Genomic DNA, 26285 nt, shown 5'->3' with positions numbered 1-26285 from the left:
TGCCCGCCTAGAACCTGCCCGTGAGGATCGCCCAGCCGGCAACGCCATTCATGCCGGTATAGACGATATAGGCAGGAAGCGCGATCGTGTAGCCGAGCGCAGCAAAGCTGAGCGCGGACAGCAGGATCAGATATTCCAGAAAATAGGTCCCCCAGCCGCGCATGAAATGACGGAAAATCCCGCGCATCTGGACCGACATGGGATGGTCGGATTCCATGGTTGCCTTGTGCAGTGCGAAATTGATGATGCCGCACAGGAAGATGAGTATGATTGCCATGGCGTTAATCTAACGCGATTTGGCGTGCGACGGGAAGCCCCCGAATGGTGCTGGACGATTTCGGGACGGAATGCCGTGCCTGAGTTAACTCACCAGCCGGATGATCTCGGCGCTCGGGCTCTCGGCCAGTCGGTAAACCGGCATGTCGCCCACGCCCTTCAAGGTCAGCACCTGTGGCAGCTCGAAATGGCGATCGCCCCGGCCGCGCATCCAGGTGGATTCGGACACGGCGATACAATCGGGCCTGGCCGCGCCCTCGATGCGGCTGGCGATGTTCATCGTCTCGCCCCAATAGTCATAGGCCATCCGCGTCTCGCCGATCACCCCGCCGACGACCGGGCCGGTGTGGATGCCGACGCGGATGTGCAGGTCGATGCCGGTGGAAGCGCGAAGGTCAGGCAGCCCTGCGATCACCGCCTCGCCAAAGCGGATCGCGGCATCGGCGCTGTTGTGCGACGGGTTGTTGCCGCCGCTGATCGCGAGATACGCGTCCCCGATGGTCTTGACCTTTTCGACGCCGGTCTGGGCCGCGCACTTGTCGGCCAGCAGGAAGAAGCCATTGAGCAGATCGACCAGATGCCCGGGCGAAATCCGCCGTGACAGATCCGAAAAGCCGCAGATGTCGATGAACACCACCGAGACATCGGGATAGCTGTCTGCCACCACCTGGCCTGCCTTCAGCCGCTCTGCGACCGCTGGCGGCAGCACGTTGAACAGCAGCTCCTCGGTCTTGGCGCGCTCGGCCTCCAGCGCATCGGACAGCAGGAAGCTCTGCCGGTGCGCCTGGCCGACCGACCAGTTGAGCAGCACCATCACCGCCGCGCTCGTCAGGTACGCCAGCGTTGCGTAGATGAAGGGCACGAGATCGGCCTCGGTCGCCACCATCACGCCAAAATAGACGGCAGCATGGCATGTCAGCCAGGCGGCGAACCAGCGCACCTGCCCGGCAAAGGCGATCGCGGCAAAGGCCATGACGATGAGGCCGTTGATCGCGATCGAGGCGTGCAGCTGCACCTGCGCGCGGTGCATCTCTTCGAACAGCAGCGCATTTTCCGCCATGATCAGGAAGGCGATGCCCAGCAGGCTGGCAAAATCGATCATCGGCTTGCCAGCATAGCCGCGCCAGAAGGTCGCGCCTGCAAATGCGGCGAGGATTGCAAGCGTCGGCACCAGCAGCAGCGAGAACCGCAGCTCATCCTCGCGCGAAAAATAGAGCGGATTGACCAGAGCATAGCCGATCAGCATGGCCGCGAGGAAAGCGGCAAACAGCCGCATGTGCACCACGCGCGCCTGGCGCTCGCCGGTGACGAAACGCTCTTCCAGTGCAGAGTCGACAAAGCGTCCGCTGGTCGTCTGCGCGCTCTGTTTCGGCGTGTCGTCCTGCTGCATCGTCTGCCCCCTGCCTGATGGCGGCCCGGCCATTCGGTCAGGGCATAGCAGCGATGGATTGACAAAGCGGTAACGCCGCCGGAAGCCTGTATCCAGGGCACAAAGCCGCATGACAGGAGAGAATGACCTTGACCGATTTCGACGATTGGCGCGCGCGTTCGCCGTTCTATGACGACAGCCACGAGGCGCTGGCACAATCGGTGCGCCGCTTTGTCGAACGCGAGATCGCACCGTTCATCGACCGATGGGAGGCAGACGGCGAACTGCCGCGCGAATTGCACCGCAAGGCGGCGGAAGCCGGAATCCTGGGTCTGCGTTATCCCGAGCAATATGGCGGCCATTCGGATGGGTTCGACATCTTCCACGGCATGACCCAGACCGAAGAGCTGGCTGCGGTGGGCGCGGGCGGCTTGACGGCATCGCTGATGACGCACGGCATCGGCCTGCCGCCGGTGCTGGCCTTGGGCAGCGACGAGATGAAGCAGCGGGTCGCGCCACCGGTGCTGGCGGGCGAGAAGATCATCGCTTTGGGCATCACCGAGCCATCGGGCGGGTCGGATGTCGCCAACCTCAAGACGCGCGCCGAGCGCATGGGCGACCATTACATAGTCAACGGGTCGAAGATGTTCATCACATCGGGCATGCGCGCAGACTGGCTGACCTGCGCGGTGCGCACCGGGGGCGCAGGCGCTGCCGGAATATCACTGCTGCTGATCGACATGACCGCGCCCGGCGTCACCCGCACCCGGCTCGACAAGATGGGCTGGCGCTGTTCGGATACTGCGGCGATCTATCTGCAGGACGTGAAGGTGCCCGCCGAGAACCTGATCGGCCCGGAGAATGGAGGCTTCATCGGCATCATGCGCAATTTCAATTCCGAGCGGCTGGGCATGGCAATGGGCTGCTGCGCCTATGCGCGGGTGTGCCTGAAAGAGGCGGTGGAGTGGGCTCAGTCCCGCGAGACCTTCGGCAAGGCGCTGGTCAAGCACCAGTCGATCCGCATCAAGCTGGCCGACATGGCGCGGCGCATCGCCGCAACGCAAGCCTGGGTCGATCAATGCGCCTGGGCGGTCGAGCACGGCCGCGACCAGCCGGCGGATTTCGCGATGCTCAAGGTGCAGGCGACGCAGATGCTCGAGATCGTCGCGCGCGAAGCCGCACAGATCCTGGGCGGGGCGAGCTATATCACCGGATCGAAGGTGGAACGCATCTACCGCGAGGTCCGCGTCAATGCGATCGGCGGCGGTTCGGAAGAGATCATGCTCGATCTGGCGGGACGGCAATTGTTCGGGGGGAAATGATCGGAAATGGAGGTGGTTCAGCCGCTTCGTCTCGATTTTGGCGCCAGTCCCTGTGGCAAGCGCAGAACGATTGGAGGCCTAATGCCCTGAACGGTCAGGGAGCGATGCCATGCATCTGTTCAAGGAAGAAGCTTATATATCGCGTATCTATTTTGAATCGATGCGCGACAATTTTGAAGGCTATGCCTGGGATCTGCACCCTGACAGCAAGGCTGAACAGGCCAGCAACGAACAGAAGACGGCGCAGCTCAATGCGCTCCGGAAGGAATTCGAAGACCTCGATCCGCTGAGCGGGAACAGCCCCACTCTGGGCCAGCTGTTCAAGATAGAGCTCGCCCTGGTCTGGTTGATCCCGGAGGCTGCGCTGCGAGCCCGCTTCTGGACCATCGAAGACCGCTTCCACCGCGTGGTCCCGACCAGCGTGGCGCGGTCCTATCAGAGCAGTTTTTCGGCGCAGTCGGTCGACGAGGTGACCGAAGAGGTTTTGCGCCAGCGCGCACGCAATCTGCTTGATGTGATCCATGCCAACTATCTGATCAATCTGGCGCGCGAAAACTCGATCAAGCGCATGATGACCATATTGGCATTTACCGCGTTCGTGATCGTCTCCGGCAGCCTGGGGTTCATATCCATGTCGAGCGTCATAGCGGCCCATGGGCTGGTGGCGATCATGGTCGCTGGCATGTTTGGCGCAATGATCTCACTGATCCAGCGCCTGCAGAAAGCCACCTCGCGCGACGCGATGGTCGAGGACGGTATCTACGAGTTGATCGGCCTGCGCGTCGGTTGGGTAAGTGTGCTCATGTCGATTGGCATCGGCGGGGTTTTTGCCTTGTTCATCTATGTTCTGGTGTCCGGCAACCTGCTGGACCAGCTGGTGCCGCACGTTCCCTCGCCCGAAGATCCGGCAGGCGGCGCTGGAGGGGGCGGCATCGACGGTCTGGCACTGGCAGACGATCAGGAAGATCGTCCGCCTGACGCACGCCTGACGGATCTGACCAAAGTCACCGACACGGAGGTTGCCGGGCCAGTCCAAGCGCCCCCACAGCCCCTCCTGTCGAGCCGCGGAGCACCGGCGACATGCCCCAGAAGCGTCCCGAAGCGCCGAGCCTGTGGGTGGACGAGGTCAAGGATGCCCTGGGCCTGACCGCACGGATCGATTTCTACAAAATGATCGCGACGGCATTCATCGCCGGATTTGCCGAGCGCTTTGTCCCGGATATCATCAACAAGCTGGGCAAACAGACCCCGGAAGGGGCTTCGCTGACAGCTTCTGGCAGCGGAGGCGGCAACCCGACCATATGACCTGACGCACTGCGGCCATCGCTCCCGCGGAATAGACATATGTGCTATCAGGCGACTCGCCTGCATGCCGCTCGTAGTCTTCGGGAGTCTGTCCATGCCATTGCTCATCCCACGCAAAACTGCCTTGTGCATTTCCGCCGTCTCGATGGCAGTCCTTCTCGCCAGCCCCGTCAGCAGCCAGCAGGCCGCCAGTCCCATTGCGCGCTACGACATGGATGTCGGCACCGTGACCGGCCTTGCTGCGCTAGGCGGTGGTGCGAGCAGCGGCATGGGGGCTGGCCTGTCGATGATGTTCGGTGGCGGCAGCAACAAGCAGGCGCATGAGCTGGTGCTGCGGCTGGGATCGTCGCGTGCCCCTGCGGCAGGTGCGCCCAAGGCCGATCATTTCATGCCACCGGTCACAAAGCTCGGCGCATCGGTGCCGCTGCTCAGCCCCAAGCCCGGCACCCGGACCGATGCCGTGCCCGAAGACCTGCCCAAGGATTTTCAGCGTCCCAAGGGCCGGCTGCTGATCTATTGGGGCTGCGGCGCCAAGGCGGCGCCGGGCCAGCCGGTGGTGATCGATTTCGCCAAGCTGACCGCAGGCCAGGTGCCGCCCGACCTGTTCGCAGGATCGATGCCTGTCGATCGGTCGGTCAGCACCGGCAACTCCAGGACCTATGGCGAATGGCCCAATGCCGAAACGCGCAAGCTGCTGAGCGCAGACAGCTCGCTGCTGGGCGAGCACCGCGTTGCGGGCAATTATGCGCCCGAGATCAAGTTCGCGCTGGCGCAGGACTTCATGCCCGCAATCACCGGCAAGTCCGCGCCTGCGCCGGGCGGCGCGACGCAGATCAGCTGGAACACCGTTGCCAACGCCACCGGCTATTATGCCTGGGTGATGACCGCAAAGGCCAATGCCAAGGGCGAGTTCCAGGACATGGTCTGGTGGTCGTCCTCTGCCTCGCGCCAGTTCGGCGGGGCGCTGTGGGACTGGATCGCGCCGGCGCAGGTCGCCAGGCTGATCCAGCAGCAGGTCGTCATGCCGCCATCGCAGACGAGCTGCACCGTGCCTGCCGAAGTGACGGCAGCGGGCGGCGAGTTCGCGCTGGGCAACCTCTATGCGTACGGACCCGAGGCGAACTTTGCCTATCCGCCGCGTCCCGCCAACGCCAGGACACCATGGAAGCCCGAATGGACGGCGCGCGTGCGCTATCGTTCCAACTCCACCTGGCTGCTGGGCGGGCCCGACATGGGCGCCATGATGAACGGCGGGGGCGAGGCCGAACCGCGCAAGAAAAAGAAAAAGTGCAAGGGCGGACTGGGCGGTCTGCTGGGCGCTGTCGTGACGGGTGAGGGCTGCTGAACGATTGGCGCGGGTAATTGTTCGTGTTATGTTCCGGCCAGCGCCTGAGTCGGATCGAGGGGAAGATGCATGAGCAGCCTGATTTTCTATACCAATCCCATGTCGCGCGGGCAGATCGCGCGATGGGCACTTGAAGAGGCGGGCGCGACCTACGAGCAGCGCATCGTCGAATACGGCCCCGAAATGAAGGGCGAGGCGTATCGCGCGATCAACCCGATGGGCAAGGTGCCGGCGATCGTCCACGATGGCCGGGTCGTCACCGAATGCGCTGCAATCTGCGCCTATCTGGCGGATGCTTTTCCCGATGCCGGGCTGGCGCCGCGTCCCGATGAGCGCGCCGATTATTATCGCTGGCTGGCCTTTGGTGCCGGCCCGCTCGAACAGGCGATCACCAACCGGTCGATGGGCTGGGAAAGTCCCAAGGATAAGCAGGCGATGCTGGGTTATGGCAGCTATGATCTGGTCGTCGATACGCTGGCCGGTTGGCTGAAGGACCGCGAATTCATCTGCGGAGACAGGTTCACGGCGGCAGATGTCTATGTCGGCGCGCAGGTCGATTGGGGCCAGGCCTTCGACACGCTGCCTGTGCGGCCCGAATTCACCGCTTATGCCGAACGACTGCGTGCGCGCCCCGCTTATGTCCGCGCCAAGGCAATCGACAATGAACTGATCGCAGCCACAAGGGCCCAAGCCGAAGGAGCAAACGCATGAGCAGCCACGAAGGCGGATGCCATTGCGGCGCAGTGCGCTTTGCAGTCGAAACCACCGACAAGCCCGAAGAGGCTCCACGTACCGCCTTGTGCCACTGCGCCGACTGCCGTCGTTGCGCGGGCGCTCCGGTCATGGGCTGGACCGCAGTGGCCAGCTCGACCTTCCGCGTGCTTCAGGGCAGCCCTGCGGTCTATCAATCGTCCGAACTGGCAGAGCGCAGTTTCTGCGGGCGCTGCGGTACCGGACTGTTCTACATCAACGAAACCGTGCTGCCGGGCCTGGTCGATATCCAGACCGCCACGTTCGATGATCCTGATGCCTTCCCGGCGATGGCGCATATCCAGGCCGCCGAGGAAATCGGCTGGATGAAAACCGCGCACGAGCTGCCGAAGTTCGAGCGGTTTCCGGAATTCTGAAACTCAGATCCTCCCACAGCTTGCTGGGGGAGGACTTTATGATCGCATCACTGCGTCGGGCCGAAGACCTTGGCATTGCCCGTTCCGCCCTTGCGTTCCTTGTCGTTCGCGGTGATCGCATCCAGGATCTGCGGATTGCGGAAATCGCCGCTGGCATAGTCGCGCGCCGACTGGCCGGCGATGGTGTCCTGCTTGTCCGGATTCGCTCCGTTCTTCAGCAGCAGGCGGACCATCGCCAGGTCGCGCAGCTGGACAGCACGGATCAGCGCGGTTTCGCCCGAGTTGTTGGTCGCGTCCACCTGCGCCTTTTGCTTCAGCAACGTTTCGGCGCCATCAACAAAGCGCAGATTGATCGCCATCATCAGCGGAGTAACGCCGTTCTTGTCGCGTGCATTGGGGTTGGACCCCTTCTGCAGCAGAAAGCCCATCCATGTAAGGTCGCGGCGCGCGGTAACAATGTGCAGCGCGGTCTCGCCCGACGTGATGTCCTTGGTGTTGACGATGGTGCTGCCCGGTTCGTTGAGCATCTGCGTCGCCTTGTCGCCATCGCGCTCGCGCACCGCCTTGAGGAAGGTGTAGCTATCAGAAAACTGGGCGCTGGCGGCAGCAGGGATCAGCAACGCCAGGGCTGCCATTGCGGCGATCCACAGGCGAGCAAAACTGTTGAAACGGGTGGTCACGGGCTGCATCGTCCTTGAAAACTTGCACCGGGGATGCGGTGGGCCGGGCGTGCCGACCACCAATCCCCCTTGAAAGCGGTGCCATAGCAGAGCAGAGACAAACCTGTCATGAACAAAACCCCCCTTGCCCTCATCGCCCTTGCCCTGTCGCTGGCCTTCACCGCCTGCTCAGGCGCCGCGACCAAGCCCGAAGCCCCGCTGGAAGGCGCGCGCATTGGCGGCGCCTTCGCGCTGACCGATCAGAACGGCAAGACGGTGAAGGATACGGATTTTGCCGGCCAGCATCGCATCGTCTATTTCGGCTACAGCTATTGCCCCGATGTCTGCCCGGTCGATCTGCAGAAGATCGCAGCGGGCTTTGCGCTGTTCGAAAAGCAGCAGCCCGAGCGCGCGGCCAGGATCCAGCCGATCTTCATCACCATCGATCCGACACGCGATACGCCGGCCGTCCTCAAGCAATATGTCGGTGCATTCCATCCGCGCCTGATCGGCCTCACCGGCACGCCTGCGCAGATCAAGGCGGTCGCCGATGCCTATCTCGTGATGTACAAGGCGCAAAAGCCAGTGGGTGCAGACGCGAAAGGCTATCTGGTCGATCACAGCCGCCAGGCCTATCTGATGGGCTCCAAGGGCGAACCGATCGCGCTGCTGCCGTATGACGGGACGCCTGAACAGATTGCCGCCGAAATCGACAAATGGACAGCGTGACGCCCTTTTGGGAAAAGCCGCTGGCCAGCCTCGACCGTGCACAATGGGAGGCGTTGTGCGATGGCTGCGGCAAATGCTGCCTGCACAAGGTCGAAGACGAGGACACCGGGCACATCTACCCCACCAACGTGTCCTGCCGCCTGCTCGACACCCGTACTGCGCAGTGCTCGGACTATCGCCACCGCCGCGCCATCGTGCCCGATTGTCTGCGGCTGACGCGCGGCAATGTCGAGGAGATCAGCTGGCTGCCCTCGACCTGCGCCTATAATCTGCGCGCGCAAGGCCTGCCGCTGCCCGAGTGGCACCATCTGCGCACCGGCAGCAGCGATGCGATGCATGCAGGCGGCCATTCGGTGGTGGGCCGGGTGATATCGGAAGTCCACGCCGGCCCCATCGAGAACCATATCGTTGACGCAGAGCTGTAATGGCCTCGCCGATCGCCCGCCTGTTTGCCCGCAAGTTCGCCCCGCACCCTGCGGCTGCACCCGCTGAAACGCCGCAGAGGATCACGATCGGCGAGCGCGATTATGCGCTGGTCATCCGCCGCCATGCGCGCGCGCGCAACATCCGGCTGCGCACCGATCCGGCCAAGGGCGCGCTGCTGCTCACCCTGCCCGGCCATGCAAGGTTGGGTGAGGCGATCGCCTTTGCCCGCGCGCAGGCGGACTGGATCGAGGCGAGCTTTGCCAAGGCGGGGGCGCATGTCGCGCTGGAGCCGGGCGCGACGATCCCCTTGCGCGGCATACCGCATCGCATCGATTGGAATGAAGGCCATGGACGCAGGGTGATCGCCGCCGACGGCGTGATCGCGCTGGGGGGTGCGCGCACTTCGCTCGACACCCGCCTCACCCGCTGGCTCAAGGCCGAGGCCAAGCGGCTGTGCGCCGCAGACCTTGCCGATTATTGTGCCCGCGCCGGAACGCCCGTGCCTGCCCTGGCGATCAGCAACGCCGCGCGCCGCTGGGGCAGTTGCTCGGCCAACGGCACCATCCGCATCAACTGGCGGCTGGTGATGGCCCCCGACACGGTGCGCCGATCAGTCGTCGCGCACGAGGTCGCACACCTCAAACACATGAACCACAGCGCAGACTTCTATGCCTGGCTCGACGCGTTGTTCGAAGGCGACCGCCAGAGCGCCGACCGCTGGCTGAAGGCCCATGGGCGCGGCCTGTATCTGGTCGGCGGGGCCGTGTAGGACGTTGCCCTACTTCCTCCGCCTATGCCGCGCATGAAAGCCTCCAGCGCCCCCCCGTCACAATCACACCGTCATCGACGTACCCCTGTAGATCCGCGCCCTGTACCGCGAATCCTGCGCGTCGGGCAGCGGAGCGCCGACCAGCAGCACCGCGCGGGCGAAGCGTTTCAGCTCCTCCTGGTGCTCGATGGCATTGCGCGGTTCTTCGGAGCGTACACGGCGCGTCAGGTTGATCTGGTTGGTGGGCACATCGTGCACCAGCCGCTCGTTTTCCACCGCCAGCGTCGCCGTGAACGCATGCAGCGTCGTCTTGACGAAATTGGCGAGCGCAAACGCGGGTCCGCTCTGGCCGAAGGGCACGTCGGGCGAGACCAGCACCAGCTGGCAGCCGTCATACAGCGATGCCTTGCGCGCCACGCGGAAATGGTGGGTGAGGTTCTCCTCGCACAGCTCGCGGAATTCTTCCGGAGCCAGCATCGCGCCCTCGTCGAACAGACGGTCGGGCAGCGCCGCCATCGGGGTGGACACCACTGTCGTCGGGCGCCCGAAGTCGGTGAGCGCCTGGTCCATCGCGGCTTCGACATCCGCGCCGCACACGCGCACGGTCACCTTGGCCGCAATGGCCGGGTCGAGCAGCGCCATCACGCTCGCGCCGCCATCGGAGCTGCGGGTGAGCAGCACGACATGCGCGACATCGAGATCACCGATGAGATGGCCTGCGGTTTCGGCAATGTAATCGGCCAGATGCTCGCCGAACACCCACACGGTCTTGTCCGCCATCTGGTCGAGCCGTTCCTGCTTGGGGCTGCCGAACATCTCGCGCTCGGTGTACGATCGTTCGACGCTCAAGCCCCCCGATGGCTTGAACGTCTCGCCGCTCACCGCACGGTCGGCGAGGTAGAACACCGTGGCTTGGGCGACTTCGCTTTCCTTGGGCATCGCGCCCAGATGCAGCTGCGATAATACGCCACTCCCGACCTTGTCGGCCTCCTTGCCGATCCGGTCCTGCGGCAGATACGGCATGTCATCGGGCGGGGTAACCATCAGCCAGCCGGTGAGGCCGTCGTTGGTGCCGCTGCGCTCCTGCCAATCGGCATGCTGCAGCAGATAGCCCGCAGAGCGCAGCCGCGCGAGCAGCCGCCCGGCGATCTCGGGGGTGAGCAGATAGCGGTCCCAGGTGCAGATGCCGTCGCCTTCGCGCGCCAGCTCGAGGCACAGCAGCCGCAGCGGATCGGGCGTCGAACGGTCGTGGCTGAGATAGCCGGTGTCGTTACGCGCAAGACGGCCCAGCACATGCGTGACCTCCGCGCCCTCGCGGATCGATTCGATGACGGCGGCATAGATCGCATTCAGCCGCTTGTTCTCGAGGATCAGGCGGGCGCGGCGCAGGAAGAGGCCAGGCTTGCCGCCGGTGCCCGACAAGCGGTCGCCGTCGACCGGGCCGGGCGCGATGGCGTTGACCTGGATTTCGGGGCCCAGGAAGCGCGAGAAGCTCTCCACCATCGCGCGCTGCCCCGCCTTGGACACCGCATAATCGGCGCGGTTGGGATAGGCGACCGCGAGGAACTTTTCACCGCCGAAATAGCTGGAAACATTGAGGATATAGCCCGACCCCTGGCGTTTCATGATCGGCACGACATAATGCATCAGCAGATAGTTGCTGATGAGGTTGGCATCGAGCGTCCAGCGCCAGGTGTCGAGCGGCATGTCGATGACCATGTCTTCGGCGCCTGCGACACCGGCGTTGTTGATCAGGTAATCGATCCGCCCGAACTCTTCCATCGTCGCGTCTGCCGCCTTGCGCAGCGAATCGAAATCGCTGACATCGACATTGGCGATGAACTTGATCCGGCGTTCGACGCCCGAAAAGCCGACATCCTGCAGTTCGCCGACGATGCGTTCGCGCGCGGCCTCGAGCTCGCTCTCGCGGCGCGCGACCATCATCACCTTGGCGCCGGCGAGCGCGAGCAACCGCGCCACCTGTCCGCCGATCCCGGCCGAGCCCCCGGTGATCAAAGCGACCTTGCCCAGGTGCAGGCCGGTGATGTTCTCGGCAAAGCCCAGCATTGCCCGCCGCGCGCCGGTTTCCTCGCCGATGTTGGCGGGAAGGTACAGCGAGGTTTCGGCGATCTTCTGCTCCTTGAACACGATCCGCGTCGCGTGCCCTGCAGCAAAGCGCGTGTTCTCGTCCTCGGCATTGGTGTAGCGCACGATCTGGTTGCCCCAGGCGGCGCGCTTCTGGCGGCCTTGCGCGAAATCGACCCGCGATTCGTCGCGCCAGATGGTGATCAGCTGCGCGATCGCGGCCGTCAGGATTTTCGCCGCCTTGTTGCCCTTGCCGTCGCTGGGGCTCGACATGAACACGAAGCGCGGATCCTGCATCAGGTCGGTGCGCGTTTTCCAATAGCGCCGCAGCGTGCGCGCGACCGCAATCGCCCCGGTCAGTTCGACATCGATCAGCGCATCGACCTCGGCATCGGATGCCGCCACAAGACTGTCGCCGAAATGGTCGGCGGGCTTGACCGGCAGCACGATTGCGCTGTGGATCGCGCCATGCGCGTCCGAATAGGCGCGGATCGCCGCTTCCATGCCTTCGGGCTCGGCGCGGTTGAAGCGCATGATGGTGAGGCCTTCCTCCGCCGATTGCGCCTTCACCCGCGCTTCGGCTTGGGCCACATCGACCTGGCGGGTCATGCCCAGCAGCACGCGCGCACCGCACGCCGCCTGGATCTTGGCCATTTCGAGCGCGTCTTCCCACGCCTCGCCCGCGGCGATCAGCACAGTCAGCCCCGCGCCATCCAATGACCGCATCGATGGCCGCGTCATATAGGTCGAGCGCGAATCCTTGCGCACCTGCATGCCATGGGTGACGTCGATCTCGTTACCATTGAGCGCGGCGGATTCATCGCTGGCGAGGAACAGGCAGGCATCGGCAATGTCGCCAGGAACGGGCAAAGTCTTCTGCTTGGGTGCGCTGCCGACGGCGCGCTCCAATGTCATGCGACCCATGAAGTGGTTGGCGGTGGTGTTCTCCGCCTCGCCCTGCAGCGCGTCCATCGCCGCGAACACGGTGCGGATGCGCTCGCTTTCGATCGGGCCGGGGAACACGGTGTTCACGCGGATTCCGTTGGCGCCCAGCTCCTTGGCGAGCTCCTGGCTCAGCGCATTCAGCGCCGCCTTGGGGACGACATAGGCGGTGCGGCCATAATAGCGGGTGTGCGAAAAGATCGTCGAGATGTTCACCACTGATCCGCCCACCGGCATGATCGGGGCGGCGGCGCGCGTCAGGTTCCAGCTGACGCCCAGCAGGTTGCGCATCGCATCGGCGACCGTCTCGCTATCGCCGTTCGCTTCCATCTCGGCGCGGGTGAGCGGCACATTCTCGAGCGTCTGGCGGGGTCCTGCCGAGCCTGCGTTGTTGACCAATATGTCGATCCGGCCGAGCGCGGCCTTTACGGTCTCGATGCCTGCGCGCACCGACTCAGGGTCTGCCCCATCGAGGATCACGGTGAAGACGCGCGCCTCGTCCACCCCGGTCTCGGCGAGCAGCGCCACCTTGGCTGCATCGAGCCGCTCCGCAGTGCGTCCGGTCATCACCAGGGTCGCGCCTTCGCCGATGAAGCGGCGAATGATCGCGCCGCCCAGATTGCCCGCAGCGCCGGTGACCAGAGCCACCTTGCCCGAAAGCCGTCCCCCGGTCCCGGTATCGGCGGTTGCGCCCGTCTTGGTCGCCTTGGTCTTGCTGCTCGTCATGTCGGTAATCCCCTGCCGCGCCGTTCCCGGCGGCTGATGTTTTCAAGTGTTGCCCATGATGCCCTGAGATGCGGCCCAGTATTCGAGCAGCTCGTCGCGGCTGCGCAGGCCCATCGCGGGCAGCGCGTGGTTGACGACATAGGTCGCGCCGGTGTGGCGGTTGTCCCACATCGCCTGATGCGCCTCCGGCAGCCCGTCCCAGTCGACCACCTGTGGTTCGGTGACGCTGAGCAGCCCGCCTGCGATCATGTTGTTCATCATCGTCACCTCATGCGCATTGCACAGGTGCGTGCCGAAGATGTTGGCGGTGGGCATGATGATCCGGCGCTGCCGGGTCCAGACCTGCGGCGCGTAGAAGGTGTAACGACGGCCCGCCATCTCCTCGGCATAGACCACGCGCCCGCCGAAGGGCTTCACCAGCGATGTCGAGACGCCGAGCGAGTCCTGCCCGGCGCGCTCGATCACCAGATCGGGCACCCCGCGCGGATTGCCGGGCGAACCCAGGATGCGGCCCACCGCGGTACCGAAAGGTTTCATCGTCCGCTGCTGATAGCTGCGCACGCCCTCCTTGAACCGTTCGATATCGGTGCGGGCATCGGGCAGGCGCGGCAGGCTGTCGGGCCAGAGGAATTCGCTGTCGCGGCGCTTCAGGCCTTCCAGGCTGATGATCCCCTCGACCGATTCCTCCAGCCCCAAAGACTGCAGGAACTCGCGCTGGCCATCGGTGGTGGTGACGATCACGGTGCGCGCCTTGTACAGCCGCGCCGCCTCGATCATCTCGAGCCCCAATGGATCGGCCAGATCGCGGCTGCCGGGGCCGTAGTACAACAGCACCGATTCGCCGCCGCGCAACTGCGCACGCGCCAGCATGTCAGAGGGCGAGGCGCTGCCGGTCTTGCCCATGAAGGCGAAGTGATAGCCCGATGATGCGCCGTAGAAGGCCAGCGTCCCGTTCTCCTCGAGCAGCTGGAAACTGCGCGGGAAGGCGGTTTCGCCGGCATGGCTGACGACGAAATCTGCCAGCGATCCATTGTTGATCCGCCGGTATTCGTCGAGCAGTGGCGTGCCATCGGCCTCCCATGCCCGGGCTTCGTCAGGATCATCGGGAACGGCGGTGAACAGCGCCGAAAGCTGCGGGTCCTTGCGGTTCAGCGCGCCAACCGCGCCCTGTTCCTTGACGAAGGCCGCGCGGTCCGCGCTGGAGACGAGTCCGGTCGCCTTGAGGCCCGACTTGATGCTGCTTTTCAGCGCATCGAGCCCGGTGCCGGTGGCCGAGCCTTCGACGAAGATCGTCCTGCCCGGCACGATCTGCAGCGTGGTGAACAAGGCGCGGGTGATGGTGCCCAGGTTGAGCACATAGCTGCCTGCCTGTTCGAGCGTCAGATCGGGGGGCACGCGGTGCAGCTGCGGCCCCTGGACGTTGAGGAACTGCGCGTGGCTGCCGGTCTTGGTCTCATAGCCCTGGATCGCGAAGCCTGCGAACATCGGGTCGTCGCCAGCCTGCGGAGAGAGCAGATCGCTGGTCCCTGAATACACCACCACCATGTCACCCACACGCAACCGGCCTTCGCCCTTGACCTCGCTGCCCAGCGCCGCGACCAAGGCCAGGCCGCCCGAACCGGTGATCTGGACGTCCTCGTCATGGGCATCGAACGGTGACACCGGAATGCCGGTGAGCGCCCAGATATCGTTGAAGTTGACCTCGCTGGTCAGCATGTAGACCAGGGCCTCGTTGGGCTCTGGTGCCACGACGGGCACGATATGCTCGCGCTCGTGGGACGCCGGAGGCCCGAAACGCGGTGCGCCGGTGTCGGGATCGCGACTGATGCCGAAGGCGAGCTGCTTGGCGGGAATCGCGGTCACGCCGGGATAGAAAGGCGCGCCGACGGGCAGCAACTGGCCCGATGCGATCATCTCGGCCTTGTTGTCCTCATGCTCGGCATCGATCCACACACCGTTGCGGCGCACCGGTAGCGGCGGCGACTGCTTGTCCATGAACTGGCGGATGCCGGTCTTGCCGCCTTCGGGATCGATGATCGCCTCGGCGAAATGCTCGCCCTCGCGCTTGAGCCCCGCGGCCATGCCCTCGGTCCAGCCGGTGCGGACGGCATCGAGCGCCCGCCTACCCGCCGGCCCACGCCCAGCCCAGTCGAGTTGGCGCAGGATGCGCTGGAGGAACGGGTCCTCTAGCACCGCATCGAGATCGATATGCGCCGGATTGGCCCAGCGCTTGGTCATCGCCTTGCGGTCGGCAAACGCCTTGCCCAGCGGGCTTTCCGCGCCATGCCGCGCGAACTCGCGCACCATGCCATGCGCGAGGCTGAGCACATCGTTCGAGGCATCTGCGACCTGTTCGATCGCGCCGATCTCCAGCGCCTCGTCGGCGCTGATCGCGCGGCCACCCAGGATCAGGTCGAGCGCATCGCGCAGCCCCTCGCCCGCGCGCCGTTCGGCGAGCAGCCGCGGCAGCCGCTGCGTGCCACCATAGCCGGGGAGCAACCGCAGGTTGATCTCGGGCTGGCCGAAGCGCGCGACGGGTTCGGCGATGCGGTAATGGCAGGCGAGCGCGAACTCCATGCCACCGCCCAAAGCCACGCCCTGGATCGCCGCGATGCACGGCTTTCCCATGTTCTCGATCTTGGAGAATGCGAGCTGCGCATTGCTGGGCAGGACGCCTGCTTCCTCGACGCTGTTCACCTCTTCGAGCATCTGGCGGATATCCGCGCCCGCGACGAACGAGGCGGTGCCCTGGCCTGTGAACACCACCGCAATCACGTCGTCCTTGCGCGCGAGATGCTCGACCACGATCACCAGCTCGTCGATCGCCCGTTCGTTGAGCGCGTTGACCGGCGCGTTGGTGACGGTGACTGTCGCGACGCGCTTGCCGTCACCCAGGTGATTGTACTGGATCAGGAAATAGCGGTAGCGCTCGAACAGCGCCTGTTCCTCGGCCAGCGTCTGCTTGCGCCGCCAGGCGGCCACCGCTGTCTGCAGCGCCTCGATGCTGCCGGGATTGCGCAGCGTCGAGGTGTCGCCGATCTCGCCGCCCTCTACAATCGCGCGGACCATGCGGCGCATGTACTTGCCCGAGCGGGTTTCCGGAAATTCGGACACCTCGAGGAAATCGGACGGCACCGCAACCGCGCCCTTTTCGGTGCGGACCAGATCGGTCAGGCGGCGGCGGTCGTCCTGCGTCAGCCTGCGTCCGGCAACAGCGGTGACGAACGCGATCGGCGTTGCGCCCTTCTCGCGGTGCGGCGCGCCGACGACGAGCACGTTGCCCACCGGAGAATTGGGATCGAGCGTCTTGTCGCGCAGGATCGCGCCTTCGATTTCTTCGGTGCCGATGCGATGACCCGAGACATTGATCACGTCGTCCGAGCGGCCGTGCAGCGAGAACGATCCGTCCTCGTGCCGGATGGCGAAATCACCCTGGGTATAGGCCCAGGTGCCGCGCCAGCGTTCCCAATAGGTCGAAGAATACCGGTCCGAGTCGCCGCGCCATTCCGGATTGATCCGCAACCCGCCCGCGTGCTGCTCCAGCGTGAAATGGTCGGTATCGCCCCAGATGGTGCGGGTGAGATACGGATAGGGCAGAGCGATGACGATCTCGCCCTTCTCGCCATTTTTCGCGCGTCGCCATGGTACGCCCCCGGACCCATCGCGCTCCAGCCCGAATTCGAGCGGCGGCGCGTCCGGGTCCTCGACCCAGACATCGCCGACGATCCACGGCAGCGGATAGGTGTGCGCGTCAGCCCTCAGCGGGAAATCGGTGTTGCCGTAGAAGTGCGTCCAGGCGATGCCGCCATGCTCGGTCGCCCAATAGCTGTTGATATACCAGGGCGTGACATGCTCCATGCCAAACGCCTGCACCGAAGGCGAGGTCGGCTCGGCGCAGAAGGTTGCGACCTTGAGCGACGACATGTCGTAATTCTGGATGTCCTTGAGGTTCTCCGGATCCTGCATCACGCTTTTCAAGAAGGTGACGCCCGCCTTGAAGATCTGCACCTTGTGCCGCTCGATGATCGAGGCAAAGCGGCCTGCATGCGGGAAGACCGGCGATCCTTCGGTGATGATCGTCGTCACCCGGCACAGCAGCGAGCCTGCGATCAGATAGCTCTGGCCGGTGATCCAGCCCGGATCGGCGACGACGAACATGACATCGCCGGGCGCAGCATCGAATGCCACCGGCATCGTCGCGGCAACGCCCGCGCAATAGCCACCGTGGACGTGCACCACGCCCTTGGGCTTTCCGGTCGAGCCCGAGGTATAGATGATGAAATTGGGATATTCCGAATCCACCGGCAGCGGCTTCGACGCCGCCCAGATCGCGCGGACAAAGTCCGCGTCGGGCAGCGCCAGCAGCGCCGCTTCATCCGCCACAGCGATCCCGAGTCCGCGCGCCGCCTCCAGGATCTGCGCGCTCGCGTGGCCCGTGAGGTCATGGCTCCAGTGATCGCGATTCGAATTCCAGACGAGGTCGGGCTGCGCGGTGTGGCGGACCACCACCACCGCGTCGACGCGCGGTGGCGAATCGACCAAGGCAGACGCGATCGCCATCCGCAGGTTCGCGGCCTGCGCTGCAGTCATCGCTGAGCCTTGCGCCAGATCGTCGAGCGCCCGGCCGACGCCGCGCATGACGTCGGAGCGTTCGACGGTGACCTCGCCGTCGAGCAATTCGGTGACCGCCTCGGTGATCCGCGCGCGCGCAGCATCGCTGACCTCGAGCGCGGGGTCGTCGAGCGCGACCGCGAGCAGACCCATCGCGGTGCCGACGCCGATGAAATTGTCGAGCGCCGGATCGGTGTAGCTGGTCTTGAACGGCACCATCTGCGCGTTGCGATAGCTGCCATCGGCGGTAATCACGATCTTGGCGCCGGCGTCGGCGATGCGATCGGACAGCGTCTTGTCGCTGAACCCGCCGAACACCGGTGTATAGATGATGCCCGCGCGCTTGGCGCCTTCGGTCCAGTAGATCTGCGCCGGGATCGAGGGCATGTTGAGCGCGATGCGGTCACCCGCCTTGAGGCCGAGAGCCGTCAGTGCCAGCGAGCATTTCGCCGCCTCGAGCATCAGCTGTTTGCGCGATACCGGATAGCAATCGACCGGGCCGCCGCGACCGTTGTCGCTCGACATATTCCAGCGGTCGCCCTCGAAGATCAGCGCAGTTTCAGCGCCATGGCCCGCGACGACATGCCGATCGACCTCGTTGAAGCCGCTGTTGGTGAACGCGCCTTCGAACCAACGCCAATTGGGTGCATCATCGGCGTTGAGGCCGCGCGCCCAGGGCATGTAATCGTGCGCCAGATCGAGCTGTCGCGCCGCACCTGTATCCGCATCCCAGCCGGTCCAGCATCCTGCGTCCTGGTCGAAATGAGCCCAGGCGTTGTGATCAGGCAGGTACCAGCAGATCGCGGAGCGCGCCTGCAGTCCGTGGAAAGCGCCCGGATCGGCGACACAGGCATTGCGCATCGCGGTCCAGCTGGCCGAGTCGGTCAGCGGGTTGCTGCGGGGTGAAATGGCGGGGGCTGCCACCGGAACCAGCGCCGTCAGCGGACGGGCCTGAAAGGGCGGAATAGGGGAAATGAAGGCATGAGTTCGCAGCTCTCCTGCCGTCCCGATCCATCACGATTCCCAAATCGCAAAGCCCGGTTCCGGCAAACGAAACAAATGTCTCCCGCCGTTTGAATATCATAATGCTTCCGCCAGCGGTAGGGGCCGCGTGGGCAGCAGCGCTTACCGCTGGTGCCAGCGCCCGACGGCGCGCGACACTGCCTGCATCAGCTGCATGCGTGCCGGGATGCTTGCCGTCGTCTCGCCGAGCATGACCGCTACGGCATAGCGGGTTCCATCGGGCGCGGTCATGATGCCGACATCATTATAACCGGTCGAAACCGGCGGCAGATCCTGGCCTGTTCCGGTCTTGTGAAGGAACTGCCAGCCCGCCGGAACGCCCGCCTTCAGCCGCTGCGGACCGCTCCGGGTGCGCCCAAGCGTGTCCAGCATCAGCTGGGTTGAGGATTGCGACAGCAATTCGCCGCGCGCCAGCCGTGCCAGCGCATCGACAATGCCTTCCGGACTCGCCCCGTCGATGGGGTCGGCGACATAGGCCGAGAGCAGGTTGCGCCGCCGATCGAGCGGCACCCGCTCGCGCGCCGCCTGAAAGGCACGACCCGCCGACAGTTCCTGACGCCATTCGACGCCCGCGATGCCGCTTTGCAGCAGCCGTTCGCCGGGGCCGAAGCGGATGTTCGACAGGCCCTTGCGCCGCAGGAAATCGTTGACCACCGCCGGGCCGCCTGCGGTGCGCAGCAGTGCGTCGTTGGCGCTGTTGTCGCTTGCGGTCAGCGCCTCGTTGATCAGTGTCCGCACCGTCGCGCGTACCGTGCCCTCGCGCGCGACGCGGGCAGCGAGCGGCTGGTGGAACAAGGTCAGGTCATCGCGCGTGATCGTCACCTCGGTATCGAGCGCCAGCTCGCCCCGATCGACCTTTTCCAGCACCGCCATGGTCACCCACAGCTTGGAGACGCTCTGCTGCGGGAACAACTCTCCACCGCGCTGGCCGACCACCCAGTCGCCATCGATCCGCCGCACGGCGATGCCGGTCTTGCCGGGAAAGGTGCGCCACAGCTGCGCCAGCTCGTCGCGCAGCCCCTGCGGCACGACATTGGTCGCGCGTGGAGCCAGCGGTGGCGGCACCGGCTGGACACGGGCGGGCGGCGGCGGAGCCGGACGCGGCTGCGCGACCTCTCGCGGAGCCGAGACACAGGCGGCAAGCGAGGCCGTGGCCAGGAAAAGAATCAGCTTGCGGGCGAACATGCGGCGGCTTTCTGGTCGGGTTTTAGGATGGCTTCGTGCTGACACAGGGCATGTGTACGCACTGTTAAGCGATCTAGCCGCCAGTTCCATCGCGGGCGCAGATTTTGCGGCGAATGAGTCGCTGCGCGCGGTGAATGGCTGCATATTTCTTCCCTCCCGCCTGCGGGAAGGGGGAAGATTACGGAACCAGCACCGTATCATCGGCCACCATCAGGGTATCGGGATAGTCGCTGTTATAATGCAGCCCACGGCTTTCCTTGCGCTCCAGTGCCGAGCGAACGATCAGGTCGGCGACCTCGATCAGGTTGCGCAGCTCGACCAGATCGGGGGTCACGCGGAAATTGCCGTAATATTCCTCGACCTCGCTGCGCAGCAGTTCGATGCGGTGACGCGCGCGTTCCAACCGCTTCGTGGTGCGCACGATGCCGACATAGTCCCACATGAACCGGCGGATCTCGCGCCAGTTGTGCTGGACGACGACCTCTTCGTCCGAATCGGTGACGCGGCTTTCATCCCAGGGCAGGATCGCAGGCGGAGGGCCCAGTTCGTCCCAATGCTCGATAATGTCGGTGGCAGCCGCATCGCCGAAAACGAAGCATTCGAGCAGGCTGTTGGACGCCAGCCGGTTCGCGCCATGCAGGCCTGACTGTGTCACTTCTCCCGCTGCATACAGGCCTGGCAGATCGGTGCGACCGTTCAGATCGACCAGCACGCCGCCGCAGGTATAATGCTGCGCCGGAACCACGGGAATCGGATCGCGGGTGATGTCGATCCCCAGTCCCAGCAGCTTTTCGTAGATCGTGGGGAAGTGGCCCTTCACGAACTCTGCCGGCTGGTGGCTGATGTCGAGATGCACGTAATCCAGGCCCAGCCGCTTGATCTCGTGGTCGATCGCGCGCGCGACGACATCGCGCGGGGCCAGTTCCATCCGCTCGTCGAAATCGCCCATGAAGCGATAACCGGTCTCGGGGATCAGCAGATGACCGCCCTCGCCGCGTACCGCTTCGGTGATCAGGAAGTTCTTGACCTCAAGGTTATACAGACAGGTCGGGTGGAACTGCATGAATTCCATGTTGGAGACACGCGCGCCGGCGCGCCACGCCATCGCGATGCCGTCTCCGGTCGCGCCTCTGGGCGCAGTCGAGAACAGGTACGTTCGCCCCGCGCCGCCGCTCGCCAGCAGTGTCGCGCGTGCGGTCAGCGCTTCGACATGCCCGGTCGCGCGGTTGAGCGCATAACAGCCCCAGATCCGCTTGTCGCCCGCAGGCGCGGCGCGATGCCGGTCGGCGATCAGGTCGATCGCCACCATATCGGGCAGCAAAGTGATGTTGGGGTTGGCCAGCGCCGCGCGCTCGAGCGCCTGCTGCACCGCCCAACCCGTGGCATCATCGACGTGCACGATCCGCCGGTGACTGTGCCCGCCCTCGCGAGTCAGGTGCAGGTCATCGGCATGGTCGCCGCCGCCGCCGTTGCGGTTGAACGGTACGCCCAGATCGACCAGATGCTGGATCGCCGCCGGCGCGTTCTCGACGACGAACTCCACCGTCTCGCGGCTGTTGAGCCCCGCGCCTGCAACCATCGTATCGTCGATGTGGTTGTCGAACGAATCGCCCTCTTCGAGCACCGCTGCGATGCCGCCCTGTGCCCAGGCAGTCGATCCGCCCGAAATATCGCCCTTGGCGAGCACCAGCACCCGGCAATGCCGCGCAAGGCTGAGCGCTGCGGTCAGCCCTGCCGCCCCTGAACCGATGATCAGAACGTCGTGGTCCTTGCGCGCCGCCATGCTTCACGCCACCGCCTTGGTGAGGTTGAGGAACACATCCTCCAGATCGGGCTCGCGCGTCGAGACGTCGACGATGTCGTATCCGGCGGCGCGCACGCGACTCATCACCTGGCCCGCGTTCAGCTTGTCCTTGCTGTAGCCGATCTCGACCACCCGGTCGGTGACCTTGCGGACCTTGTCGAACGCCGGATCGGACGGCAGAGCGGCGATATCCTGATCCAGCGTCAGCACGATCAGCTTGTCGCGCGCCATGCCGACCATCTCTGCGGTCGGCTTGTTGGCGATCAGCCTGCCGTGGTTGATGATCGCGATACGATCGCACAGCTCCTCGGCTTCCTCGAGATAATGCGTGGTCAGCACGATGGTGACCCCGGCGCGGTTCAGTTCGCGCACATAATCCCACAGTTGCTGGCGCAGATCGATGTCGACGCCGGCGGTCGGCTCGTCGAGCACCAGGATCGGTGGCGAATGCACCATCGCCTTGGCGACCAGCAGCCGCCGCTTCATGCCGCCCGACAAGGTGCGCGCATAGGCGTTGGCCTTGTCTTCCAGCCGCACCGCGCGCAGCAGCTCTGCTGTGCGCCGGTGCGCCTTGGGCACGCCGAAGAGACCTGCCTGAAGCTCGAGCGCCTCGGCAGGGGTGAAGAACGGATCGAACACGATCTCCTGCGGCACGATACCGATCGACGCCTTGGCATTGCGCGGATTGGCGTCGATGTCGAAGCCCCAGATGCTCGCCGTGCCCGACGTCTTGCGGACCATCCCCGACAGGATATTGATCAGCGTCGACTTGCCCGCGCCGTTCGGCCCGAGCAGCCCGAAGATCTGCCCGCGCGGAACGTCGAAGCTCACGCCGTCCAGCGCCAGCTTGTCGGGAGCCTTGCCTGCGCCTTTGTACAGCTTGCGCAGATTGTCGATGGATATGGCAGCCTCAGTCACGGCATGCCGATTAGCGGGATGATCAGGGGAGCGCAAAGGGAAAGGTGGCGCGCTCGTGCCACCACGCGCCGCCTTTGCGGCCTTGCCTGCATCGATGGCCTGATTGTGTGCACCTGCAGCATGGATGCTGCCTAAATTTTACGCACTCCTTCGCATCTGCACAAATTTTGAACTTCTGTCCGCCCTGCGAATTCATAATTCGTTAGGAATCGCGGGAATGCCGGACTTGGCACGTGGTTTGCGTAGCTTTCCAGCGGTGACGAGGCACAGCCTTGCAATAAAATTACCAAAGGGGGCGTAATGAAATTCATCATTGCCATAATCAAACCGTTCCGGCTGGACGAGGTGCGCGAAGCCCTGACCAGCCTGGGCGTCGCGGGCATGACCGTGACCGAGGTGAAAGGCTTTGGCCGCCAGAAGGGCCAGACCGAAATCTATCGCGGCGCTGAATACACCACCAACATGGTCCCCAAGCTCAAGCTTGAGATCGCGGTCAGCGACGACATGGCGCCGCAGGTGGTGGAAACCATCCAGGCAGCTGCAAACACGGATTCCATCGGTGACGGCAAGATCTTCGTTTTCGACCTGGCGGCTGCCACGCGCATCCGCACCGGCGAAACCGGCGACACGGCACTGTAAGGGGAAAGGGGAATGATGAAACCTTTGCACAAGATTGGCGCCGCTGTCGGGACGGCCGCGCTTTCGTTTTTCGTATCGGCCCAGGCCTGGGCGCAGGAAGTGGCCGAAGAGGTTGCCGAGGCCGCCCCGGCGGTTGCCGAAGCCGCCGCTGAAGTCGTTCCGGTTGTCGACAAGGGCGATACCGCCTGGATGATCATGGCCACCGTGCTGGTCATGGCGATGATCGTACCCGGCCTCGCCCTTTTCTATGGCGGCCTTGTCCGCACCAAGAACATGCTCTCGGTGCTGACCCAGGTCATCGCCGTGGCCAGCCTCGCGATGATCATCTGGGTCGTCTACGGCTATGGCCTGGCCTTTGGTGGCGATGCCAACCAGTTCATCTCCACCGGCAAGTTCTTCCTCGCCGGTGTAACCGCGGATTCGACCGCTGCGACCTTCTCGGAAGGCTTCCAGATCCCCGAATTCGTGTTCATCGCCTTCCAGATGACCTTTGCCGCCATCACCGTGGCGCTGGTCATCGGCGGTCTGGTGGAACGGATGAAGTTCTCCGCGCTGATGGTTTTCGCCACGGTGTGGCTGACCATCGTCTATTTCCCGATCGCGCACATGGTCTGGTATGCGGGCGCAACGCCTGAAACCACCGGCCTGCTCTTCGACTGGGGCGCTCTGGACTTCGCTGGCGGCACCGTGGTGCACATCAACGCGGGCATCTCGGCACTGGTCGGCGCGATCATCCTGGGCAAGCGTCTGGGCTATCAGAAGGACGTGATGGCACCGCACTCGCTGACCATGACCCTGATCGGTACCGGTCTGCTGTGGGTGGGCTGGTTCGGCTTCAACGCCGGCTCCGCGCTGGAAGCAAACGGTTCGGCAGGCCTTGCCCTGATCAACACCTTCGTCGCCACGGCTGCAGGCGTGCTGTTCTGGATGCTGACCGAAAAGGCGATCGGCCACCAGGGCTCGCTGCTGGGCGCATGCTCGGGTGCCATCGCAGGCCTCGTCGCCGTGACCCCCGCTGCAGGCAACTCCGGCCCGTTCGGTGCCATTCTGCTCGGCGCGGTCACTGCGGTCATCTGCTGCATCTTCGTCATGAAGATCAAGCCCAAGCTCGGCTTTGACGACTCGCTGGACGCCTTCGGCATCCACGGTCTGGGCGGCATCGTCGGCTCAATCGGAACGGCTGTCACCATGCTGCCCGCTCTGGGTGGTCCCGGCGCCGAAGATTACGACCTCGGCGGACAGCTGGTCATCCAGATCATGGCTGTCGGTGTTGCCATTGTCTGGGCTGCCGTCGGCTCTGCCATCGCCTTCTACATCGCCAAGCTGGTGACCGGACTGCGTGTCTCCCCTGAAGTGGAGCGCGAAGGCCTCGACCTCGGCGAGCATGGCGAACGGGCTTACAATTACTGAGTTTTAAAGTTTGGTCTGTGGCGGGAACCGCTAGCCCCGCCACAGACCTCCAGAGGTTCCTCCTGCGAACTGACAACTCAAGGCCGGGGTGGCAACATCCCGGCCATTTTTTGTGTCCGTTCCGCGCGTACCCGATCCTCCCCGGAGCCATGCTCGGCGCGCGACATCGGTTTCACATCGAAACTGTATTGACAAAGCTGTCAGTAAGATGAGACGATCCGCCCAACGACCGCTGCACAGGCGGCACCCGCCGGGCCATCGCACCCGGGAATAGCGGACACGCATCAAGGAGAGAGCCATGGCCACCGTTTTGAAAGAACCCGGTACCGACCTGAACTACGACATGAGCCATTCGGACTGGTATGTCGAAGATCGCTGGCAGGCTCCGTTCGCCCATATGCGTGCGCAGGACCCGATCCACTGGACGCAGGGCGGCATGTTTGGCGATTTCTGGAACGTCACCAGCCACAAGGCGATCCAGCATGTCGAAGCGCTGCCCGAGATCTTCTCCTCGTCCTACGAACATGGCGGCATCACTTTGGCCGACCGCATGGACGAAAACGACGCCACCGAGCTGGTGATGCCGATGTTCATCGCGATGGACCGGCCCAAGCACACCGGCCAGCGCCGCACCGTCGCACCCGCCTTCACGCCCTCCGAAATGAAGCGCATGTCCGACGACATCCGCATGCGCACCGCAGAGCTGCTCGACACCCTGCCCTGGGACCAGCCGTTCGACTGGGTCGATACCGTCTCGATCGAGCTGACCACGCAGATGCTGGCGATCCTGTTCGATTTTCCCTGGGCCGACCGTCGCAAGCTCACCGAATGGTCAGACTGGGCGGGCGATATCGAACTGGTGCACAGCGAGGAGATGCGCGCCGAACGGCTCAAGCACCTCTACGAGATGGGCGCCTATTTCAAGAAGCTGTGGGATGCCAAGATCGACGCCGAGCCGACGCCCGACCTCATTTCGATGATGATCCATTCCGACGCAATGGCCGAGATGGACGAGCTGGAATTCATGGGCAACCTGATCCTGCTGATCGTCGGCGGCAATGATACGACGCGCAACTCGATGTCGGGCCTCGCGTACGGGCTGCACCAGTTCCCCGAGCAGCGCGAGAAGCTGGAGCAGAACCCCGCGCTGATCCCCAATGCGGTGCAGGAAATCATCCGCTGGCAGACGCCGCTGGCGCACATGCGCCGCACCGCGCTGGAAGATTACGACCTGTTCGGCAAGACCATCAAGAAGGGCGACAAGCTCGCCTTGTGGTACATTTCGGGCAATCGCGACGAAACCGTCTTCGAAGATGCCGACAAGATCATCGTCGATCGCGAGAATGCGCGGCGGCACCTCGCCTTCGGCTACGGCATCCACCGCTGCGTCGGCGCGCGCCTCGCCGAACTGCAGATCGCGATCCTGCTGGAAGAAATGGCCAAGCGCCGGATGCGGGTCAACGTGCTCGCCGAGCCCGAGCGCGTTCGCGCCTGCTTCGTCCACGGCTATCGCGCAATGCAGGTGTCGTTGAGCAAATATTGAAGCCGACATGGCGGCGCATGCGTAACTGTGGCATCGTTCCGGTCGAACAGGCCGGGGCGATGACACGGGAGC

The 26285-nt window shown here is 64.5% G+C and carries 20 protein-coding genes; 12 read left to right on the top strand and 8 right to left on the bottom strand.

The features are described from left to right. Positions 1-7 precede the first annotated feature (7 nt). Together D618_RS0100665 and D618_RS18855 are read right to left on the bottom strand one after the other, a co-directional pair. Positions 8-277 (bottom strand): hypothetical protein, encoded by a 270-nt coding sequence (locus D618_RS0100665; protein WP_017669554.1) that lies wholly within the window; start codon positions 275-277, stop codon positions 8-10. Positions 278-361: 84 nt separating this feature from the next. Beyond that, positions 362-1666 carry an adenylate/guanylate cyclase domain-containing protein gene (locus D618_RS18855; RefSeq protein WP_017669553.1) on the bottom strand — a complete coding sequence of 435 codons (1305 nt, stop codon included), beginning with the start codon at positions 1664-1666 and terminating at the stop codon, positions 362-364. 122 nt (positions 1667-1788) lie between these two features. Between D618_RS18855 and D618_RS0100655 the strand changes: the two genes are divergently transcribed. From D618_RS0100655 to D618_RS0100630, 6 genes are all read left to right on the top strand, one after another. Then, the gene (locus D618_RS0100655; protein WP_017669552.1) at positions 1789-2967 is read left to right on the top strand and encodes an acyl-CoA dehydrogenase family protein; all 1179 of its coding nucleotides are present in this window, start codon (positions 1789-1791) and stop codon (positions 2965-2967) included. Between the two features lie 109 nt (positions 2968-3076). Then, on the top strand, positions 3077-4114 hold the full coding sequence (locus tag D618_RS0100650) for a hypothetical protein (protein WP_017669551.1): 1038 nt from the start codon (positions 3077-3079) through the stop codon (positions 4112-4114). Beyond that, the gene (locus tag D618_RS0100645; RefSeq protein WP_017669550.1) at positions 4084-4272 is read left to right on the top strand and encodes a hypothetical protein; all 189 of its coding nucleotides are present in this window, start codon (positions 4084-4086) and stop codon (positions 4270-4272) included. The genes D618_RS0100650 and D618_RS0100645 overlap by 31 nt, the downstream gene beginning before the upstream one ends. A gap of 94 nt (positions 4273-4366) precedes the next feature. Beyond that, entirely contained in the window at positions 4367-5617 is a 1251-nt protein-coding gene (locus tag D618_RS0100640) for a hypothetical protein (protein ID WP_152414455.1), read from the top strand. Positions 5618-5686: 69 nt separating this feature from the next. After that, entirely contained in the window at positions 5687-6328 is a 642-nt protein-coding gene (locus D618_RS0100635; RefSeq protein ID WP_017669548.1) for a glutathione S-transferase family protein, read from the top strand. Beyond that, positions 6325-6744 (top strand): GFA family protein, encoded by a 420-nt coding sequence (locus D618_RS0100630; protein ID WP_017669547.1) that lies wholly within the window; start codon positions 6325-6327, stop codon positions 6742-6744. The genes D618_RS0100635 and D618_RS0100630 overlap by 4 nt, the downstream gene beginning before the upstream one ends. A gap of 47 nt (positions 6745-6791) precedes the next feature. Here D618_RS0100630 and D618_RS17285 read toward each other — a convergent pair whose 3' ends face one another. Continuing rightward, on the bottom strand, positions 6792-7433 hold the full coding sequence (locus D618_RS17285) for an ankyrin repeat domain-containing protein (RefSeq protein ID WP_017669546.1): 642 nt from the start codon (positions 7431-7433) through the stop codon (positions 6792-6794). Between the two features lie 99 nt (positions 7434-7532). Here D618_RS17285 and D618_RS0100620 point away from each other — a divergent pair, with 99 nt between their 5' ends. The 3 genes from D618_RS0100620 to D618_RS17280 are packed head-to-tail and all read left to right on the top strand — an operon-like array spanning position 7533 to position 9327. Further along, positions 7533-8132, top strand: a complete 600-nt coding sequence (locus tag D618_RS0100620; RefSeq protein ID WP_017669545.1) for an SCO family protein — start codon at positions 7533-7535, stop codon at positions 8130-8132. Further along, positions 8120-8557 (top strand): YcgN family cysteine cluster protein, encoded by a 438-nt coding sequence (locus D618_RS0100615; RefSeq protein WP_017669544.1) that lies wholly within the window; start codon positions 8120-8122, stop codon positions 8555-8557. The genes D618_RS0100620 and D618_RS0100615 overlap by 13 nt, the downstream gene beginning before the upstream one ends. Continuing rightward, positions 8557-9327: a SprT family zinc-dependent metalloprotease gene (locus D618_RS17280; RefSeq protein WP_017669543.1), complete on the top strand. Its 771-nt coding sequence runs from the start codon at positions 8557-8559 to the stop codon at positions 9325-9327. Before D618_RS0100615 ends, D618_RS17280 begins: the two co-directional genes overlap by 1 nt. 63 nt (positions 9328-9390) lie before the next feature. Here D618_RS17280 and D618_RS0100605 read toward each other — a convergent pair whose 3' ends face one another. From D618_RS0100605 to D618_RS0100585, 5 genes are all read right to left on the bottom strand, one after another. Beyond that, positions 9391-13080, bottom strand: coding sequence for an SDR family oxidoreductase (locus D618_RS0100605; protein WP_017669542.1), 3690 nt, complete (start codon positions 13078-13080; stop codon positions 9391-9393). 42 nt (positions 13081-13122) lie between these two features. Beyond that, complete coding sequence (locus D618_RS0100600; protein WP_017669541.1) at positions 13123-18615, bottom strand: AMP-binding protein; 5493 nt, start codon at positions 18613-18615, stop codon at positions 13123-13125. 201 nt (positions 18616-18816) lie between these two features. Next, the gene (locus tag D618_RS0100595) at positions 18817-19899 is read right to left on the bottom strand and encodes a class A beta-lactamase (protein WP_017669540.1); all 1083 of its coding nucleotides are present in this window, start codon (positions 19897-19899) and stop codon (positions 18817-18819) included. Between the two features lie 178 nt (positions 19900-20077). Further along, a complete protein-coding gene (gene nadB, locus D618_RS0100590) occupies positions 20078-21682 on the bottom strand; it encodes an L-aspartate oxidase (protein WP_017669539.1) in 1605 nt (534 codons plus the stop codon). A 3-nt stretch (positions 21683-21685) separates the two neighbouring features. Continuing rightward, entirely contained in the window at positions 21686-22621 is a 936-nt protein-coding gene (locus D618_RS0100585; protein ID WP_017669538.1) for an ABC transporter ATP-binding protein, read from the bottom strand. Positions 22622-22921: 300 nt separating this feature from the next. Between D618_RS0100585 and D618_RS0100580 the strand changes: the two genes are divergently transcribed. The 3 genes from D618_RS0100580 to D618_RS0100570 all read left to right on the top strand — a co-directional run bounded on the left by D618_RS0100580 (position 22922) and on the right by D618_RS0100570 (position 26213). Next, entirely contained in the window at positions 22922-23260 is a 339-nt protein-coding gene (locus D618_RS0100580; RefSeq protein ID WP_017669537.1) for a P-II family nitrogen regulator, read from the top strand. A 12-nt stretch (positions 23261-23272) separates the two neighbouring features. After that, on the top strand, positions 23273-24670 hold the full coding sequence (locus D618_RS0100575) for an ammonium transporter (protein ID WP_026091123.1): 1398 nt from the start codon (positions 23273-23275) through the stop codon (positions 24668-24670). Between the two features lie 298 nt (positions 24671-24968). Then, on the top strand, positions 24969-26213 hold the full coding sequence (locus D618_RS0100570; protein WP_017669535.1) for a cytochrome P450: 1245 nt from the start codon (positions 24969-24971) through the stop codon (positions 26211-26213). Positions 26214-26285: the final 72 nt, after the last annotated feature.

The organism is Blastomonas sp. AAP53 (assembly GCF_000331245.1).
Lineage (GTDB): Bacteria > Pseudomonadota > Alphaproteobacteria > Sphingomonadales > Sphingomonadaceae > Blastomonas.
This window is presented reverse-complemented; position numbering and strand designations above follow the sequence as displayed.

Excerpts from the sequence above, each read along its gene's own strand:
- D618_RS0100595 (WP_017669540.1), bottom strand. The coding sequence starts at position 19,899 with ATGTTCGCCCGCAAGCTGATTCTTTTCCTGGCCACGGCCTCGCTTGCC.
- D618_RS17280 (WP_017669543.1), top strand. The coding sequence starts at position 8,557 with ATGGCCTCGCCGATCGCCCGCCTGTTTGCCCGCAAGTTCGCCCCGCAC.
- D618_RS0100620 (WP_017669545.1), top strand. The coding sequence starts at position 7,533 with ATGAACAAAACCCCCCTTGCCCTCATCGCCCTTGCCCTGTCGCTGGCC.
- D618_RS0100580 (WP_017669537.1), top strand. The coding sequence starts at position 22,922 with ATGAAATTCATCATTGCCATAATCAAACCGTTCCGGCTGGACGAGGTG.
- D618_RS0100650 (WP_017669551.1), top strand. The coding sequence starts at position 3,077 with ATGCATCTGTTCAAGGAAGAAGCTTATATATCGCGTATCTATTTTGAA.
- D618_RS0100570 (WP_017669535.1), top strand. The coding sequence starts at position 24,969 with ATGGCCACCGTTTTGAAAGAACCCGGTACCGACCTGAACTACGACATG.
- D618_RS0100615 (WP_017669544.1), top strand. The coding sequence starts at position 8,120 with ATGGACAGCGTGACGCCCTTTTGGGAAAAGCCGCTGGCCAGCCTCGAC.
- D618_RS0100655 (WP_017669552.1), top strand. The coding sequence starts at position 1,789 with ATGACCTTGACCGATTTCGACGATTGGCGCGCGCGTTCGCCGTTCTAT.
- D618_RS0100605 (WP_017669542.1), bottom strand. The coding sequence starts at position 13,080 with ATGACGAGCAGCAAGACCAAGGCGACCAAGACGGGCGCAACCGCCGAT.
- D618_RS0100575 (WP_026091123.1), top strand. The coding sequence starts at position 23,273 with ATGATGAAACCTTTGCACAAGATTGGCGCCGCTGTCGGGACGGCCGCG.
- nadB (WP_017669539.1), bottom strand. The coding sequence starts at position 21,682 with ATGGCGGCGCGCAAGGACCACGACGTTCTGATCATCGGTTCAGGGGCG.
- D618_RS0100665 (WP_017669554.1), bottom strand. The coding sequence starts at position 277 with ATGGCAATCATACTCATCTTCCTGTGCGGCATCATCAATTTCGCACTG.
- D618_RS17285 (WP_017669546.1), bottom strand. The coding sequence starts at position 7,433 with ATGCAGCCCGTGACCACCCGTTTCAACAGTTTTGCTCGCCTGTGGATC.
- D618_RS18855 (WP_017669553.1), bottom strand. The coding sequence starts at position 1,666 with ATGCAGCAGGACGACACGCCGAAACAGAGCGCGCAGACGACCAGCGGA.
- D618_RS0100630 (WP_017669547.1), top strand. The coding sequence starts at position 6,325 with ATGAGCAGCCACGAAGGCGGATGCCATTGCGGCGCAGTGCGCTTTGCA.
- D618_RS0100635 (WP_017669548.1), top strand. The coding sequence starts at position 5,687 with ATGAGCAGCCTGATTTTCTATACCAATCCCATGTCGCGCGGGCAGATC.
- D618_RS0100640 (WP_152414455.1), top strand. The coding sequence starts at position 4,367 with ATGCCATTGCTCATCCCACGCAAAACTGCCTTGTGCATTTCCGCCGTC.